Source organism: Paenibacillus sp. FSL R7-0189, assembly GCF_037969925.1.
In the GTDB taxonomy this organism is placed as follows: Bacteria; Bacillota; Bacilli; order Paenibacillales; family Paenibacillaceae; genus Paenibacillus_AQ; species Paenibacillus_AQ odorifer.
The window spans coordinates 3,561,880-3,578,399 of the sequence record NZ_CP150223.1; the positions used below are offsets into that span (position 1 = coordinate 3,561,880).

Genomic DNA, 16,520 nt, shown 5'->3' on the forward strand with positions numbered 1-16,520 from the left:
TTGCGACAGCCTTTTTTAGGTGTGGTTATTGGGTGAGTATCTAAGTTTAGAAGTTCGCATTAGCTAGATCTACATTAAGCCTGCAACTTCGCCGCCGATCATAATTATCCCCGGAGGCTTACGGACCCCGCAGACGTTATTTGCAAATATATAACCTTTATCGGGGAAATTCGGACACCTGGACCTCTGTCAAGAAAGTGGACAGTCACGCAATAGACATTCTAGTCAATTGCTCAGCAAAACGAACTGGAGAAAGATACCCCAGCGCGCCATGCATTCGCTTGCGGTTATAATAAAACTCAATATATTGAAAAAGTGTCTGGTAGGCTTGCTCCTTAGTTTTGAATCGTGGATTACAATAAATGAGCTCCTTTTTCAAAATGCTGTGCCACGACTCGATACAGGCGTTATCATAACAGTTACCTCTGCGGCTCATGCTGGACTCCATGCCATACGCTTTCAACTGCTTCGTATATTCATGAGAAGTATATTGAGAACCTCTATCGGAGTGATGTAATAGACCCTTTTCCGGTTGTTTAGCTTCGTAAGCATCTTGTAAGGCGCCCGAAATTAAGCTAGTTTCCATATGGTCCTCCAAGCGCCACCCCACGATTTCACGCGTGCAAAGGTCCATCACACTAGCCAGGTACAAGCGCCCTCCCCGGCAAGGAATGTACGTAATGTCGGTAACCCATACTGAATTGGGTTTGAGTATTTTAAATTGCTGGTTCAGCGTATTCGGGGCAATCGGATGGTCATGATTGGAGTCGGTGGTCTGTACGCGATACGTTTTGGAGACAATGGAGCGAAGCTTCATATGTCGCATGTACACACTCACCGTGCGTTCGGTAACGGTATAACCTTCTTGATGCAACAGGCGGGTGATCTTCGGACTCCCATACCGCTTTTGATGGTCTGCAAAATGATACTGAATTCGCTTCATTATCGCAGCCTTACGAAGCATATGCGTACTGGTTTTTTCTGTCCGCCACTTGTAGTACCCGCTCCGTGACACATGTAGGGTCATGCACATCTTCTCCAAGAGAAACTCGGAGCGATGTTTTTCAATAAACTGGAATCTCAGTTCCTTGGTTTGCTGAAGATGTGCACTGCTTTTTTTACGATCGCTAATTCCTCTTCCACATCAGCAATCTTGTTATCTTTTTCTTGAAGTTGTCGGCTCATTTCTTTCAACTGTGCCTCGAGTTCCCGTACTCGATCCACGCTAGCTGCCGGTTCATTCTTTAGTTCTCGATACTGACTCATCCATTGATGCAGGGTACTTTTTGGGATGTTGAGCTCTTCCGCCAAGTCGCCCACTGTCTTTGTTTGCTCTTGAATGAACTGCACTGTCTGTTTTTTAAATTCTTCGTTATACCGTTGTCGATGTTCTCCCATGTGAACACACCTCCGTGGACTCATTATCGCCAGTCTGTTAACTACTGTCCACTTTTTATTCTAGCTTCACCAGTGGCGTTATTCCCTATGAAGAGGTTCATATTTGGGGTTTGGCATGCTAATAACGGCTTTGGGGTCCGTAAGTAAGTAAAATATGGGATTATACTGCCTTTAGGGTCAGGGGTGTCCGATAGCTGCTTTGTGCGGGCAAATGTGATCTGCGGTAACGAAGGTTGGTGCGGTTGGTGCTTAGACCAAGGTGGAATAAAAAAAGACGCGGACGTCACAGCAGCCATTATCATGACCTACTGGACACCCACGTCTATTGTAAAAAAAAGGGATTGAAAATAGGAAAGAGCTTAAAGCTCTCTCCCGAGACTGTCATTAATGGTTAGACAAAAAGTGAACGGCTGATGATAACCAGCAAGATAAAGAGAACCAGGATGGCGCCAGTGCTAGTGAATGGGCCACCTCCACAACATCCATATCCGCCTCTAACTTCTTCGCTCATGTTCATTCCCCTTTCGGTGTGTGTGTTGTACTTGAGTACATCGTATTGTATGTGCGGAGAGAGGGGCGTGTATAGGCCAATGTCGGAGTCGTGTACAAAAAAAATCAGGTCCATGAAAACGGAGCTGATTGTAAGCTATATAAAGTTCAGTTAGGCTTTTTCTAAATCGCGAACACCTGCGTATACAAGATCGAAAAGATCTTCGAGCTGTTCCTCTTCGATACATGAGAAAGCAATACGTAGGTCAGTTTCACCCAAAGCAATAGTGCCTAGTCCGTAATTATGAATCAGGTGAAGCCGGAGATCTTCAGCCGCAACTGTGTGCAGCTTCAGACACATAAAGTAACCGGAGTTAAAAGGATAATACGTCCATACATCCTCGCCGTATTTACCGCTATCCAGCAGTGCTTTTACTTTATTCGCACGGCCTTTCATGATCTGGAACTTCTCTTCCTTCTGTGCTTCGAATTCCGGAGATTTCAAGGCGTCTAGTACGAAGGTCTGCGAAGGATGCGCACCGCTGGAAATGGTGGCACGGATGATACCTAGTGTTTTTTGCTCCAATGCTGCCAGCAGGTCTTTGTCCTCCGAGGCATAAGTGATGAAACCCACACGGAAGCCCCAGACAAATTCTTCTTTGGTCGCACCGTCAATCTTGATTGGAAGCACACGAGGATGCAGATGAGCCAGTTTGCCGAACAGCGATTCTTTTAGTGAATCCTCAAAGAATAACCCGAAGTATGCATCATCACTTACAACAACAACGTTGATGCCTTCCTCAGCCGCACGAAGGATAGCTGCGACGATCTCATCGCCTTCCTTAATTCCTGGAGTATATCCGGTAGGATTGTTAGGGAAGTTCAGCAGCACAATCGCTTTGCCGCGTTCTTTTTGAGCGAGCAGAGCGTCTTCCAGACCTGCACTGTTGAAAGTCATTTCTTCTGTGAACAGCGGATAGTTAACGGTCTCCCCATGGCGGCGGATTCCGAAGGTTAATTCGTAGTTCTCCCAGTTCTTGTCCGGGTAGATAATCGCGTCACCTGGCTCTGCGAAGAGGTCAGCGACAATGCTAAGCCCGTGAGTCAGGGCATTGGTTACAACGGGATTGCTGATGGTTTTACCTTCTAGCGATGGATTTTCGCGCAGCATCTTTTCACGCCATACAGTACGCAGCTCTGGTTTACCTGCCGGAGGGGCGTAACTATAAAGATCCTTAGGACTGTAAGCGGAGAGTTTATCCTGAATGACGCCGAGGTGCATAGGTACGCCACCTTCAGTAGCAATACCGATGGTTGCGTTGTATTTCTTGGCGTGAGCTCCTGCTTCAGCGGATTGGCTCAGGATGCCCTCTTTTGGGAAGTAAATCTCTTTGCCAAGCGTAGAGAGCATATCATACACATGTTCATTTCCTGCTTTGATACTTTCGTTTAATTGTCCAGCTAGTGGATTCATCAGTTTCATCCTTCCAGGGTTCTTTGGGGATAACATACTGTTAACATTGCCTAACATTATATCACCGCCAATTGCAACCGTCACTTGGAAAGATACGATTTTTAAAAAATATCATTCGGCGTGGAAAGGGCAGTATTTTTTCATCATTTCTATCGTTTCTTCATCCCGTGGATTATTTCTTTCGGACAGGCCGGAAATGATGCCGGAGCGCTCTTCTTCTTTTAGGTTTTGCCCAAACTTAAACTTCGCAGTGATCTCCTCGGGGGTAATGCGCACAACGGCAACTCCCTTTAGACGGGGACGGTATCTAGGGTCCTCTGCATCGATGGAATCATACCCCCCCTCGGGCTGGAGCTTTTTCATAAATAAGGAGAGTACGCCGGCTTTTTCATTAATGTCTTCGACAGGTTCGGCTGTGCCGTAGGCGGTCACACTTTTAAAATAGGCGGTTGCAGGGCATGCCAGCTCGGGATCGCTAAAATAAGACGGGATAAGAGCATACTCATCCGCTACCGTAAAGCAGACCTTCTGCTGATTGCGGATCGACTTCATTTTGCCACCAGCATGACTGCCATGGAAATAGAAACAACCATCTGTATATACAAAATTCAGCGGTGTCACCCGCGGTTGCCCCTGTTCATCGCTTGTCCCGAGAAAACCAAAACTCATTCCGTTTAGAAAAGAGACCAATTCTTCCTCCTGATCTACTTTAAATTCTTTTCTGCGCATAGGGATCACGTCCTCTTTCTTTTTAGTCTAGAGCGTCTGCTCCAATGTAATTGTTCTTTAAAGAATAGTAGAGTGGTTGACAATTAAAAAGGACCAATTAAGATAGTTTTTAATGGACCACTTGCTGGTCAAGGAGGATAACGATGAATATCACGCTGGCATACGATCAATATCTGGCGATACACCGCTACAAATATTTAGCGTTATATCACGCGCTCCGCGCAGGAATATTGGAAGGAACACTTCCGGGAGGCACTCCGTTGCCGTCTACACGAAGTCTTGCTAAGCACTATGAGCTGTCGCGCGGATCGGTCTCGCAGGTGTATGAAATGTTGCTCGCTGATGGGTATGTAAGGACTGAAACGGGGCGGGGGACATTCGTATCGGAAGATAGCTTTGCTTCAGCTGCCAGTCGCAGTGACGGTGAGAATCAGGCTTTGGGTGAAGCCACAGATGCTGCTGGAGGAGATTGTGAAATCGAGACTACGATTCCTATTTCAGCATGGGGAAAGCGGCTGCTTGCGCGCCCGATACCCTTTTATGAAAAGAGTAATAAGAAAGCAGTGAGCTTCCAGAGTAGTGGTATGCGGATGGAACATTTTCCTTACTCCGAATGGCGCAGTGCGCTCTCTTATGCCGGAGGGAAGGAAGGTGGATTGCTGCAAAGCACTTGTCCACCTCAAGGCGATGAAGGACTTCGGAAAGCTATCGCTGCACATCTGCGGATTACCCGCGGGATTCGCGCGGATGCAGAGCATATCGTATTGTTCAGCGGTTCGATGCAAGGCATCGTTATTTTGACGCAGCTGCTGCTGGATGCAGGGGGCTCAGCGGTCGTAGAGGACCCGGGCTTTCACGGGATCCGGCGAGCCGTAGAGATCACTGGAGGCCGATTGCTGGCAGGGAAGCTGGATGGCAACGGCCTTATTCCGGAGGATTGGGATGCCCGGCTGTTGTTTGTTACGCCGAGCCGTCAATTTCCTACGGGTGTGGTACTGCCTTTGGAACGACGACGGACCTTGTTGGAATGGGCGCAGCGGCATAATGCAGTAATCATTGAAGATGATTATGACAGTGAGTTCCGTTGGGCTGGGCGTCCTATTGAGCCCTTAAAAGCACTGGATCGCGAAGAGCGGGTCGTGTATGTAGGCTCCTTTTCAAACACGATGTTTTCGGGCCTGCGGCTAGGCTTTGCAGTGCTTCCGCCCTCTCTGGTAAAGCCGACTATCGCCGCCAAGGCGCTATATGAGCCCTTGCCGGTAGGGCTGCTGGAGCAGCGTGCCTTGGCGCGGTTCATGAATACAGGCGGCTATGGCCGTCATCTGCGCCGGATGACACGCATCTATGGTGAACGCGGACGCATCCTCAGGACGCTGCTGTCGGAACGGCTTAAGGAGCTCTTCGAGCTGCTGCCTGGTGATGCGGGCTTGCATGTATATGCCCGCTGGCTGCGCAGCAGTGAAGAGTTTGTTGCTTTCCGAGCGGCAGCGCTTAGGCGCGACACGGATTTTAGAGATGCCGCGTTATATCAGCTATCACCGGGAGCACCGGCCGCTTGTTTTTCTTTTGCCCATCTGAATGCCGAGGAGCTGGAGGAAGGGATAACAAGCCTGCATCTGGCGTGGGAAGATGTACAAAATGCAACATGACAAGGTATGATAAAGAAGATGAAATGCAAAACTAAGCGAATACTTACGAATTTTGACGAAGAAACTCGGAGTAGATTAAGCTAAACAAAACTATATGGACGCTGCGAAGTCAGAGCAGATTTTGCTGACAATACTAAGCGAATGTTTACGAGGCAAGTTTTGCTAACAAAACAAAGCGGATGCTTACGAAGCAAGTTTTGCGAAGTGGTTCAAGGTAGTTTATGCTAACAAAACAAAGCGAAATGCTTACGAAGCAAGTTTTGCGAAGTGTTCAAGGTAGTTTATGCTAACAAAACTTTTAGGAGGGAACGTTATGCTGCATGCATCGCCGTCCTCTTTTGTTATTTTACCGGCTCTGGCTAAGATTGTATGCGAGCCGGGCTGGAAATGGCAAAAAAGAGAGAAGTCGCTGCAAAATTATGATTTATTTTATGTATGGAGCGGGGAAGGGACGGTTGTGCGTAACGATGAACCCTTTCAAGTAGGTAAGGGAAGCTGCTTCCTTTTTCGTCCGGGTGACCATACTAGTGCTACACATAATCCGCAAAAGCCACTTGTACTTACATATATTCATTTTGATGTCTCCGAAGAGGTGACGGATATTCCGCTGCCCTATCGTGAGCTTACAGAAACCGTTGAATTTGAACATCTGCTTGCTAGGTACGTTCGACTATTTCTGGTGGATACTTACGCCGCTGAGGAAGAAGGGCAGCTTGTACTGAAGCAGCTGATGATTCATCTGCTGAGGGAGGACCGTGTGAAGCCAGTAGAACGTTATGTTAGCAACCATTTGACAGAAATCATTCACGAAATAGCGAACTATGTGAGCCAGCATCCGGGGATTGCACATCGTGTAGAGGATCTTGCTGCTCGTGCGGGGCTTTCGCCTCGGTACTTTTCAATTAAGTTTAAGGAGCTTACGGGCTCTTCTGTGCAGTCTTATGTCATCCGAGCCCGGATTGAGCGTGCTCAGCATTTACTGCTGTACGCAGGAATGAATGTTACTGAGGTCGCAGATGCGCTCGGATATCGTGACATTTTCTTTTTCAGCCGCCAGTTCAAGCAATATACCGGAAAAAGTCCATCTGAGATCCGCTGATTCTCTTTTTTTGTTTCAGTTTGTTCAACCAAGGGTAAATACTTTGCAGTTTAGTTTACAGAGAATTTACATAACTTCTTGGAAGGAGACTCTTGGCATGATCATCAGACGCAGAATCTGCAACACGGATTGTAAGAGTGGAGGCGGAGGTATTTTTAGAAACCGCTTAAAACGGTTAAAGCAGGCGAACGCTTTTGTCGTGGACAGCTGGTTCTAAACGGAACAAGCAAGCATACAATCGCATGATATGACTAAAAATATAAATAGCCGGGGCCATGAGGCATCCGGTTTTTTTGTGTTGTTAGAAATTGATATATATAATGAACTTAAGTCGAAGACTAGAGTAACTGATGGACATTACATCGTGCCTCACGTTGTATTTTGTACAATGGGATTGAGTCTAAAAGCAGTCGGATTTGAATTCTGTTGCACATCTTACATTCAAATTCAGGAGAAGCAGCCTTTCTAGAGATCATCACGATAATCTATTGCACAAAGTACAATGTAATGTATTTTCAAGTGAGAGTTAAGATTTTCTGTTGCACATTCTGCAATGAAGCGTAAGCTCATGTACCGCACTATCTACACGCCGTTCACGGTCCATGCACGCCTCATTCACGTACCTTTGAGGATGTTTAATTGGTCTAACTATGAGGTAGCGGTAGATATTTATTTCTACGATTGGGTTATTACTAAGGTGAGAGCTTTCCGCGATACGTTTCGCATAATGTTGTTCGTCGGTAGAATATATAAGGTCCATAGTTGGAAGGAGAGAGAGAAAATGTACGAAATCGTACTAATACGTCATGGTGAGAGCCAGTACAATGTACAGAATTTGTTCACAGGCTGGAGTGACCCGGATTTAACTGAGAAGGGTATCCAAGAGGCAAAGACTGCTGGCAAGCTGTTGAAGGACGCTGGGTATACATTTGATCTGGCTTTTGCTTCGGTACTCAAACGCTCGATTAAAACTCTTAACTATGTACTGGAAGAGATGGATTTGCTGTGGATACCCGTGCAAAAGTCTTGGAAATTGAATGAACGCCATTACGGGGCATTGCAGGGATTAAGTAAAAGCGAGACAGCGCTAAAATATGGAGATGAGCAGCTGCATATCTGGCGGCGGAGTTTATCGGTGAGACCCCCGTTGCTGGAGCTTGATGATCCTAGGTATGCCAGAAACGATATTCGCTACAGCGGTGTTCGTCCGGAAGATATCCCGCGTGGAGAGAGCCTGGAGGACACTGTACATCGTGTAGGCGATTTCTGGGGAAACCGGATCGTACCTCTTTTGCGTAAAAAAGAACGGGTGCTTATCTCAGCCCACGGCAATACGCTGCGTGCATTGATTAAATTTATGGAGGATATTGATGAAGCGGCATTACTGGAGCTCAATATTCCTACCGGAGTACCGCTCGTGTACAAACTGGATGAGGACATGAATCCTATCAGTCGCTTTTATCTAGGAGATCCGGAACAGGTAGCGGCCAAGGCGCTTGATGTTGCTAAGCAGGGACATGTGTAATTGGCGTGTAATAAGCGTATAGGCGTAACAGGTGTATTGAGTATAACGGGTGTACAGGTATAGTAAGCAAAACAGGCGGCGTAATAATCACATTAGGGCGTAGCAGGTTAATAAGCGTAACAGGCGTATTAGGTGGGTTACATGAAAAGATAAAAGGACAGCCTCGGGGCTGTCCTTTTTGCTATTAGTGTGTTTGTGACCAATCAAATGTGCGAAAATGGCGCGTATAAGGTCAGCTGGGTGCGAAAGCGTTGAATGTTAACCGTCGACCAACGCTCCGTAGATCCTCGACCAACGCTCCACTAGCCCTCAAATCCTCAACTAACTCTTGACCATCCCTCCACCAACTCTCGACTAGTCCTCCACTAATGCTCAACCATCCCTCAACTAACTCTCGGCCAGCCCTTAACTAACTTTCGACCAACCTCGACCAACGCTCTAGCAAATGCTTACGGACTCAGCAGCCGCTATTTGCCCATTTATCGCCATTTGAGCGGAGTTTCGGACTCCAGCGCCGCTATTGCCTAAGATCTAGCGCAAATAGGGTGTTTTTCATGCCAATAGCTGCGGTGGAGTCCGATAGAATTGCAAATGTGTGAAAAAGTCGCGTATAAGGTCAGCTGGGTCCGATAGCGGCGAGCGCACACCTTCCACTAACGCTCGACCAGCCCTCCACTATCTCGACCAGCCCTCCACTATCTCGACCAGCCCTCCACTATCTCGACCATCCTCAACTAACGCTCGACCAACCTCGACCAACGCTCTGCAAATGCTTACGGACTCAGCAGCCGCTATTTGCCCATTTATCGCCATTTGAGCGGAGTTTCGGACTCCAGTGCCGCTATTGCCTAAGATCTAGCGCAAATAGGGTGTTTTTCATGCCAATAGCTGCGGTGGAGTCCGATAGAATCGCAAATGTGTCAAAAATCCGCGTATAAGGTCAGCTGGGTCCGATAGCTAACGATAGGTATACGATAGGTATACGATAGCTAGAGGGTTCGTGTCCGCAACTGTGCTCCACACTAAGTCCCCAAAATTAGAGGGCACCCCAGCAGCCATTTCATGGCTTTTGAGGCACCCTCTAATTTTTGACATTCGCCCAACTCTCCCTACAAAGGTCGATGCAACGTTCCCAGTAGTTCGCCCATCTTTACCTTCGAGTTGACCTCAAGCTTGGGTCTCGGGGTAAAGGTACCGCTTTCCGTGAGCAGCACTACGGTGGAGCCAAACTCAAAATAAGCCAGATCATCGCCTATTTGCCACTCGGCAGCCGTAGCATCCGTATAACGGATGCTGCTGACGTTCATTGCGCCTACCTTTACTACCGCGGTTTCCCCGTAACTCCCGGCAATATACGTAATGAGACGTTCGTTGCGGTTCAGGACACCCTTCATATGTCGCATTCCGAAATCGTTGACAGGATAGGCCCGTCCGCGAATATAATCGCTCTCCACCTTTTGTCCGGTAAGGGGAGAGTGAATCCGGTGATAATCGGTAGGACTCAAATAAAGAACGAAGAAAAAACCCTTCTTGTACAGCTCCAGATGCGGGGAGTGATTAAGGAGATCCTCGATCTTATAATCCTGCCCTTTTACATTCATAATCGTACCGGCGGTAATGTCACCCATAGCAGTAATCGTTGCGTCTACGGGACTAACCAAAGCGTCAGCATCGGTTGCAATAGGCCGCATGCCCGGCTTCAGCCGGCGGCTGAAAAACTCATTAAGAGTGAGATATTCTCCAGGATTTTTCTCCGCTTGAGCGGAGGGGATTTGATAAGTCTTAATAAATGCCGGGATAAGAAAACGGCTGATTCTACTATGAGAAAAAGATCCCATTAACCGTGAAAGCCACCGGTGTGAGGATAGCTCGGTCATCAGCCGTAGCAATTGTTTTACCATGCCCATCTCCCTTCCATAATGCAGCAGTACGGTTGTATACGGGTCGTCTCTGCTCTGCATTATATTGACATAGAATAGGAGACAAATCAATAACTGTTATATACCGTACTGTTCGTTTCTATTAAAAAACGCGCGTATCCCATAGGTCTGCGATAGCTGTCTTTCCAAATTTCCGTAAGGCCGGCTTTATGAAATCCGTAGCGTTGGTCGCGACCGTTACATTCTATGAAGAAGAGTCGTCCGTCCTTAGTAATGCCTATATCCAGTCCGATATCGGCCAGTCCGGGAAGGTCTTGCTCCAGACACCGTGCGATTGCAAGGCTAAGTATTTCGACAGACATACGGATGTGGGCCGCTGTGGATCTTGAAAAGGCTTTTTCGAGCGCTAGGGAGGAGCTTAACGCTTCTCCTCCGCGGGCTATATTGGAGACAAAGCCCCCTGGGGCAGCCAGTTTGGCGAAGAGCCCAGTGACCTGCCAATCTCCTCCCCAGCCGCGCTGAACGGTGACGCGTAGATCAAAGGGACGTCCTCCAATCTCAGCAAGGGGAATACGTTCTTGAACAAGATAAGGCACGGAGGTTAGGCGTGCGCGGAGCGCTTGTGGCAACGCCGCCTGATTTACGGGAATATTTCTCCAGCGCTGCATCGAAGGGGAGAGGTAGCTCAAGGTCCAACGCTGAGATCCCTTGCGGACCAGCCGCATGACCCCATTCCCTATACTTCCACGGCAAGGTTTAAGAATGAGATCGGGATAAAGATTCATCATTTCTTTTAGGCCTGAGACTCTCGTTGTTACGGGTAAATATTCGCGAAGCTCCGTATTTTTTTCAAGCAGCTGATGGATCTCATCTTTGCCGTATCGATTACATGTATTGAAAATCAGGGGATAGTGCTTCAGCAGACGCTGCATCCCAGGGCTGTTTTTGCTGTATATTGCCCGGTTATGGATAACAGCAGGCGTAGGAACAACTACGCTTTTATATCCGTTGGCTCCCTTTATATAGGCGGCACTAAAGCCTGTGTCCGTATCGATGTCCGCGAGCTTCAGGAAGCAAGGGACTAAACCGTATGCCGCCGCGGCCTCTTCATAGTTGGATAGAGACTCCTGTCCTGTTTTTAGCCGGGGAACGCCCCGGTGCATATCGGCATTTAGTAATATTCCAACGAGCTTATGCCCCATGTTTGTTCCTCCTGTTTCATCGGTTACATGATCCCTGCTTTTTCTACTCTTGTCATAGTATGTTTGTACCCGCGTGTCAGGGTGGACGAATGCGCGAAGGCAGATGCCTTTTTTTATACATAATCTTATGAAGGCCTCATCGCAAAAGGGTGTCATAAGCCCATACCGCTGCATATGATGCCTAGGAGAAACATTAGATGGAAGGAGGAGACTGCTTGTGAGGGGTTCCAAAAAAAAGCAGCCGCGCAGTCCACAGAAACGACTCTATTTTGTAGATAATCCCAATAAAGAGGAACTGAGTATGCTGGATACCAAAAGCAGCTCTAGAAGCTCGGGGAATAACAGTGACGGAGTCAGTGAAGCAGAGATCGCGGAAGTTCAGGTAAGTGGGGGAGCAATAGCTGAAGTCGTTCTAGAGGAGCCAACTTCTGCTCCAGTTCTACAATTGGAGCCGGAGCTTATAGAGGAAGCGCAGCTTCAGAAACAGGCGGATAATCTTCCTGAAACCGTATGGTTCGCTCCTCCAGAGAAAGAACGTTTTCAGCCCGTTTATACAGATGATCTTTCGGATGCAGCGGTGACCGGAGCCAAAATCGCTCCACGTACCATTGACGGTTCTAAGCTAAAGTTCGGCATTATTGGTACACCTTGGCTGCAAGATTACGCTGTACAGAGTATCAATATCGCGGACAAGGCAGTCACTTCTGCAAAAATCGCACCAGAATCGATTGTGGGCGAGCATTTAGCAGAAGGAAGCGTTAGTGGCGGTAAGCTGCTGGATCATTCGATTAGTGGAGAGAAGCTGAAAAATGGCAGTATTAGTCCAGAGAAGCTGGCTGATCGGATTATAGGCGGCGGTCAAATTGCAGATAAAGCCATTGAGAGCCGCCATTTAAGCGATTTGATTATTACTGCGGATTTACTGGAAGATGGAGCCGTTACTAGTGACAAAATAGGAAGCAGCAGCATCACAAGTCGCCACCTAGCTAACGGCAGTGTTGACCGTTCCAAGCTGGCCGATGCAGCGGTATCTGGCGATAAAATTGCTGATGGTGAAATCAGCAGTTCAAAGCTAGCGGATGCTGTTATTGAAGGCCGCCATCTTAGCGACGCTTTGATAACCGCCAGACATCTGGCCCCGGGAGCGATTGGTTCTGATCAGCTTGCCAGCAAATTGATCGGTAAGGAACAGCTGCAGTCGGGTATTATCGAAGGCGGGCATTTAGCTGATGGAGCTATAGGCTCTAAGCAACTTGGTGCAGATGTCGTGAGAAGCGTCCATTTAAGCCCAGAAAGTGTGAATGGTAATCATATCGGTGATGGCGAAATATCGAGTCGGCATTTGGCTGACCGCAGCATCTCTTTTTTAAAGCTGGCTGAGGGTGCAGTAGGAACTGCACAGTTAGTGGAGCAAGCGGTAACCTCGTCCAAAATTGCTGACCAAAGCATTCTCCCACATAAGCTGGCAGATGAAGCAGTGACCACAAGACATATTGCTAAATCCGCCATTCGCGGACCGCAAATTGCTATGCAAGCCATAACTTCTATTCATCTGGAACGCGAAGCAGTGAATCATTCGCATATAGCGGCGGAAGCGGTCGGCTCGGAGCAGCTTAAGGAAGAAGCTATTCAGACTCAACATTTATCTTCCGGTGCTGTGACTGGAGAACAGTTGGCTTCAGAATCTGTGGGCGGGGAGCATCTTCGTGCACAGAGCGTTACTTCTGCCAAGTTGGCAGATGGAAGTGTAAATGCAGCTAAGCTGGCAGCAGGTGCAGTGATTGGGAGCACGATTGCGCGTGAAGTAGTCAGTGGTGAACATATCGCTTTTTGTACAGTGGAGGAAAAGCATCTGGCGGATGCCAGTGTGAGCGGCCGTGTATTGCAGGATGCTGTGGTAAATAAGGATCATTTGGCCACGGGAGCCGTGGAACGAAGACATCTTGGTGAAAATAGTGTGACTTCCGCTGCGATTCAATCGGGCTCAGTTTCAGGAGATAAGCTGGCTTCCGCTGCGGTGAGAGAAATTCACCTGGCAGCAGGAGCCGTGCAGCCTCACCATCTGGCCGATCATGCAGTGACCTCGTTGAAGCTTTCACCGGAAAGTGTCTCAACGGATAAAATCAGTGATTTAGCAGTCACTTCGGCTAAGCTTGCAGACGGCAGCATAGAATCCAGTAAACTGGCGGCGTCAGCAGTTCATGCTGAGCATTTGTCGGTAAATGCTGTAAGTTCGAAAACCATAAGCGAAAGTGCCGTTCAAAGTAGACATTTGAATCCCGGCAGTGTCAGTGGGGCGCATATCCGGCCGTTGTCTATAGGGAATGGTCATATCCTTCCGAATTCTATTTCTGCGGTTCAAATCCAAGAGGGCAGTATTAATAGCTCTAAGCTGGTAAAAGGTGCCGTGGATTCTCAGCATCTTTCACCTGGTAGTGTAGACGGCAGCCATCTGTGTATCGATACCATTGAAGGTCGTCATATCCTACCGGGTGAGATCACGCTGGCTCATCTGGCGGAAGAGGTACGTAGCTCTGAGTTGCTGCCAGACGGCTGCATAACTGGGGAGAAGCTGGCAGAAGGATCGGTAGATTCCAACCATCTCCTGCCTGGAAGTGTGAACGGAAGCCATTTGAATTCGGGTTCTGTAGAAGGTCGACATATCCTACCGGGTGAGGTCACGCTTGCTCATCTGGCTGCAGATGCATATACCTCCGACTTGCTGCCTGAAGGCAGTATTACCGGGAAGAAGCTGGCGGGAGCATCCGTGGATTCTATTCATTTAGTGTTTGGAAGTGTGGAAGGCGGACATCTGAGTTCAGGTTCCGTCGAAGGACGTCATATTGGAAATGGTGAGATTACTCTGGCTCATCTCGCCGATGAAACCCGAAGCGCTGATCTGCTGCCAGACGGTAGTATTACTAGAGAGAAGCTGGCGGAGGAATCCGTAAGTTCTATTCACCTAGTGCCTGGCAGTGTGGATGGCAGCCATTTAGGCCCAGACACAGTAGAAGGCCGTCATATCCGATACGGTGAGATCACGCTGGCTCATTTGGCAAAAGAAACACGCAGCTCTAAATTGCTGCCAGACGGTAGTATTTCTGGAGTAAAGCTGGCACATGCTTCCGTAAATTCAAATCATCTAGTACCTGGAAGTGTGGAAGGCGTTCATCTAAGTTCAGGTTCTGTCGAAGGGCGCCATATTGGAAAAGGTGAGATTACGTTAGCTCATCTGGCCGAAGAAACACGTAGCGCTGACTTGCTGCCAGACGGTAGCATCACTCGGGAGAAGTTGGCGGAAGAATCCGTAAATTCTAATCATCTGGTGCCTGGAAGCGTAGATGGCAGTCATTTGAGTCCGGACACAATAGAAGGACGTCATATCCGATACGGTGAGATCACGCTGGCTCATTTGGCCGAAGAAACACGCAGCTCCAATTTGCTGCCAGACGGTAGCATTACTGGGGAGAAACTGGCGGAAGCATCCATAAATTCAAATCACCTTGTACCTGAAAGCGTGGAGGGAACTCATCTGAGTCCGTCTGCAATAGAAGGACGCCATATTGGAAAAGGTGAGATCAAGCTAGCGCATTTGGCGGATGAGGTACGCAGCTCCGAGCTGCTGCCGGACGGAAGCATTACTGGGGAGAAGCTGGCGGAAGCCTCCGTAGAAGCAATTCATCTAGTGCCTGGCAGTGTGGATAGAACTCATCTGAGTCCGTCTGCAGTAGAAGGTCTCCATATTGGAAAAGGTGAGATCAAGCTAGCACATCTAGCGGATGAGGTACGCAGCTCCGAGTTACTGCCGGATGGCAGCATTACCGGTAAAAAGTTGGAGGGTGGATCTATTACTGCCTACCACTTGGCTCCTGGCAGTGTTTATGGGGGACACTTAGGGGGGAATGCGGTAGATAGCCGCCATATCCGTGCTGGAAGCATTACTCTGAATCATTTGGCAGAAGAAGTGCGCAGCGCTGATTTGTTGCCGGAAGGCAGTATTACAGGCGAGAAGATTGAAGTCGCGACGATTCAGTCTTTCCATTTAGCCCAAGGCAGCGTCTCTGGAGGTCATTTGGCCGGGGATGCGGTGGATGGCCGCCATATTCGATCGGACAGCATCACCCTGAAGCATTTGGCAGAAGAGGTACGCAGTGCGGATTTGTTGCCGGATGGCAGTATTACTGAAGAAAAACTCGCCGAAGGCTCCGTGAGTTCTTCACATTTACAACCATGGAGTGTTTACGGAGAGCATCTTGCTGACAAGAGCGTGGCAGATCGGCATTTGCAGCCTGGCATCATCAAATTAGAGCATCTTGCGGATGAAACACGCAGCTCAGCACTGCTCCCGGATGGCAGTATCAACGGAGCTAAGCTGAAGGAAGGCAGTATCGAGTCCGCTCATCTGACAGAAGGTGCAGTAGGGACAACAGAGCTTCAGGATGAAGCGGTAGTAGCATCCAAAATCTCTTCGTTTGCGATTCAAGCCCGCCATCTGGAAGAAGAGAGTGTTCAGGAATATCATATTTCCCCAGGTGCAGTAAACGGGACTCATCTGGCACCGAACTCTGTAAATACAGATCATCTGTCCTTCAGTCCGATTCAAACAGCTGGGAAGCGAGAAGCACTACAGCAGTTTGGAATGAAAGCATTTATGTTCAATGGGGATGCAGAGAGTGTAGAGGTGACCGTATCGTTTGATGAGAGCTTTGGGCATACGGGTTATGTGCTTGTTGCCATGACCAATCAGCCTTACTTCTACGCTTCCTTAAAGAGCAGAGCCAATGGAGAAGCAGTGATTCAAGTAGTGCGGTTGCGCGAGACTCCGCATTTCTATGGGGTTATCTCTTGGATTGCTATAGGCGCTCCCTTAGCTAAGCCGGCAGCAGATGATCGCGTATTTGATTGAACCTTAAGCAGTTCCTCTTAAAAATAGCAGAGTAGCGAATCTCCTTATTGGAGATCGCTGCTCTGTTTTTTTGGGGGGGAACGGTACATGTCAGCATCGCCGGGTTCTAATCATTCGCTGTGGCTGCGGCTCAGTCCGATAGCCTGGTAGTCTAAACATCCGCTGCTAC

The 16,520-nt window shown here is 48.4% G+C and carries 11 protein-coding genes; 4 read left to right on the forward strand and 7 right to left on the reverse strand.

Annotated elements, in window-relative coordinates; genetic code table 11:
* Positions 1–205 precede the first annotated feature (205 nt).
* The 5 genes from MKY63_RS15490 to MKY63_RS15510 all read right to left on the reverse strand — a co-directional run bounded on the left by MKY63_RS15490 (position 206) and on the right by MKY63_RS15510 (position 4,090).
* Positions 206–1,132, reverse strand: a complete 927-nt coding sequence (locus MKY63_RS15490; protein ID WP_339279736.1) for an IS3 family transposase — start codon at positions 1,130–1,132, stop codon at positions 206–208.
* On the reverse strand, positions 1,081–1,398 hold the full coding sequence (locus tag MKY63_RS15495; protein WP_036683594.1) for a transposase: 318 nt from the start codon (positions 1,396–1,398) through the stop codon (positions 1,081–1,083). Before MKY63_RS15495 ends, MKY63_RS15490 begins: the two co-directional genes overlap by 52 nt.
* 391 nt (positions 1,399–1,789) lie before the next feature.
* Positions 1,790–1,909 carry a YjcZ family sporulation protein gene (locus MKY63_RS15500; RefSeq protein ID WP_212592220.1) on the reverse strand — a complete coding sequence of 40 codons (120 nt, stop codon included), beginning with the start codon at positions 1,907–1,909 and terminating at the stop codon, positions 1,790–1,792.
* A gap of 150 nt (positions 1,910–2,059) precedes the next feature.
* Positions 2,060–3,361 carry an aminotransferase class I/II-fold pyridoxal phosphate-dependent enzyme gene (locus MKY63_RS15505; protein WP_036679816.1) on the reverse strand — a complete coding sequence of 434 codons (1,302 nt, stop codon included), beginning with the start codon at positions 3,359–3,361 and terminating at the stop codon, positions 2,060–2,062.
* Positions 3,362–3,472: 111 nt separating this feature from the next.
* On the reverse strand, positions 3,473–4,090 hold the full coding sequence (locus MKY63_RS15510) for a pyridoxamine 5'-phosphate oxidase family protein (RefSeq protein WP_036679785.1): 618 nt from the start codon (positions 4,088–4,090) through the stop codon (positions 3,473–3,475).
* Between the two features lie 143 nt (positions 4,091–4,233).
* On the opposite strand from MKY63_RS15510, the gene MKY63_RS15515 reads away from it, so the two are divergent.
* The 3 genes from MKY63_RS15515 to gpmA all read left to right on the forward strand — a co-directional run bounded on the left by MKY63_RS15515 (position 4,234) and on the right by gpmA (position 8,363).
* Positions 4,234–5,739: a PLP-dependent aminotransferase family protein gene (locus MKY63_RS15515; RefSeq protein WP_036679783.1), complete on the forward strand. Its 1,506-nt coding sequence runs from the start codon at positions 4,234–4,236 to the stop codon at positions 5,737–5,739.
* Between the two features lie 313 nt (positions 5,740–6,052).
* Positions 6,053–6,838 carry an AraC family transcriptional regulator gene (locus MKY63_RS15520; protein WP_036679782.1) on the forward strand — a complete coding sequence of 262 codons (786 nt, stop codon included), beginning with the start codon at positions 6,053–6,055 and terminating at the stop codon, positions 6,836–6,838.
* A 781-nt stretch (positions 6,839–7,619) separates the two neighbouring features.
* Entirely contained in the window at positions 7,620–8,363 is a 744-nt protein-coding gene (gene gpmA, locus MKY63_RS15525; RefSeq protein WP_036679780.1) for a 2,3-diphosphoglycerate-dependent phosphoglycerate mutase, read from the forward strand.
* A 1,109-nt stretch (positions 8,364–9,472) separates the two neighbouring features.
* Here the strand turns inward: gpmA and asd are convergent.
* Together asd and MKY63_RS15535 are read right to left on the reverse strand one after the other, a co-directional pair.
* A complete protein-coding gene (asd, locus tag MKY63_RS15530; RefSeq protein ID WP_036679739.1) occupies positions 9,473–10,264 on the reverse strand; it encodes an archaetidylserine decarboxylase in 792 nt (263 codons plus the stop codon).
* 86 nt (positions 10,265–10,350) lie between these two features.
* Positions 10,351–11,445: a YheC/YheD family protein gene (locus MKY63_RS15535; protein WP_036679737.1), complete on the reverse strand. Its 1,095-nt coding sequence runs from the start codon at positions 11,443–11,445 to the stop codon at positions 10,351–10,353.
* A gap of 217 nt (positions 11,446–11,662) precedes the next feature.
* Between MKY63_RS15535 and MKY63_RS15540 the strand changes: the two genes are divergently transcribed.
* Positions 11,663–16,351: a WIAG-tail domain gene (locus MKY63_RS15540; RefSeq protein ID WP_339809263.1), complete on the forward strand. Its 4,689-nt coding sequence runs from the start codon at positions 11,663–11,665 to the stop codon at positions 16,349–16,351.
* Positions 16,352–16,520 lie beyond the last annotated feature (169 nt).

What these genes read in the sequence shown, in the direction of transcription:
- MKY63_RS15520 (WP_036679782.1), top strand. Translation starts at nt 6,053, where the DNA reads ATGCTGCATGCATCGCCGTCCTCTTTTGTTATTTTACCGGCTCTGGCT.
- gpmA (WP_036679780.1), top strand. Translation starts at nt 7,620, where the DNA reads ATGTACGAAATCGTACTAATACGTCATGGTGAGAGCCAGTACAATGTA.
- MKY63_RS15500 (WP_212592220.1), bottom strand. Translation starts at nt 1,909, where the DNA reads ATGAGCGAAGAAGTTAGAGGCGGATATGGATGTTGTGGAGGTGGCCCA.
- MKY63_RS15515 (WP_036679783.1), top strand. Translation starts at nt 4,234, where the DNA reads ATGAATATCACGCTGGCATACGATCAATATCTGGCGATACACCGCTAC.
- MKY63_RS15505 (WP_036679816.1), bottom strand. Translation starts at nt 3,361, where the DNA reads ATGAATCCACTAGCTGGACAATTAAACGAAAGTATCAAAGCAGGAAAT.
- MKY63_RS15535 (WP_036679737.1), bottom strand. Translation starts at nt 11,445, where the DNA reads ATGGGGCATAAGCTCGTTGGAATATTACTAAATGCCGATATGCACCGG.
- asd (WP_036679739.1), bottom strand. Translation starts at nt 10,264, where the DNA reads ATGGTAAAACAATTGCTACGGCTGATGACCGAGCTATCCTCACACCGG.
- MKY63_RS15495 (WP_036683594.1), bottom strand. Translation starts at nt 1,398, where the DNA reads ATGGGAGAACATCGACAACGGTATAACGAAGAATTTAAAAAACAGACA.
- MKY63_RS15510 (WP_036679785.1), bottom strand. Translation starts at nt 4,090, where the DNA reads ATGCGCAGAAAAGAATTTAAAGTAGATCAGGAGGAAGAATTGGTCTCT.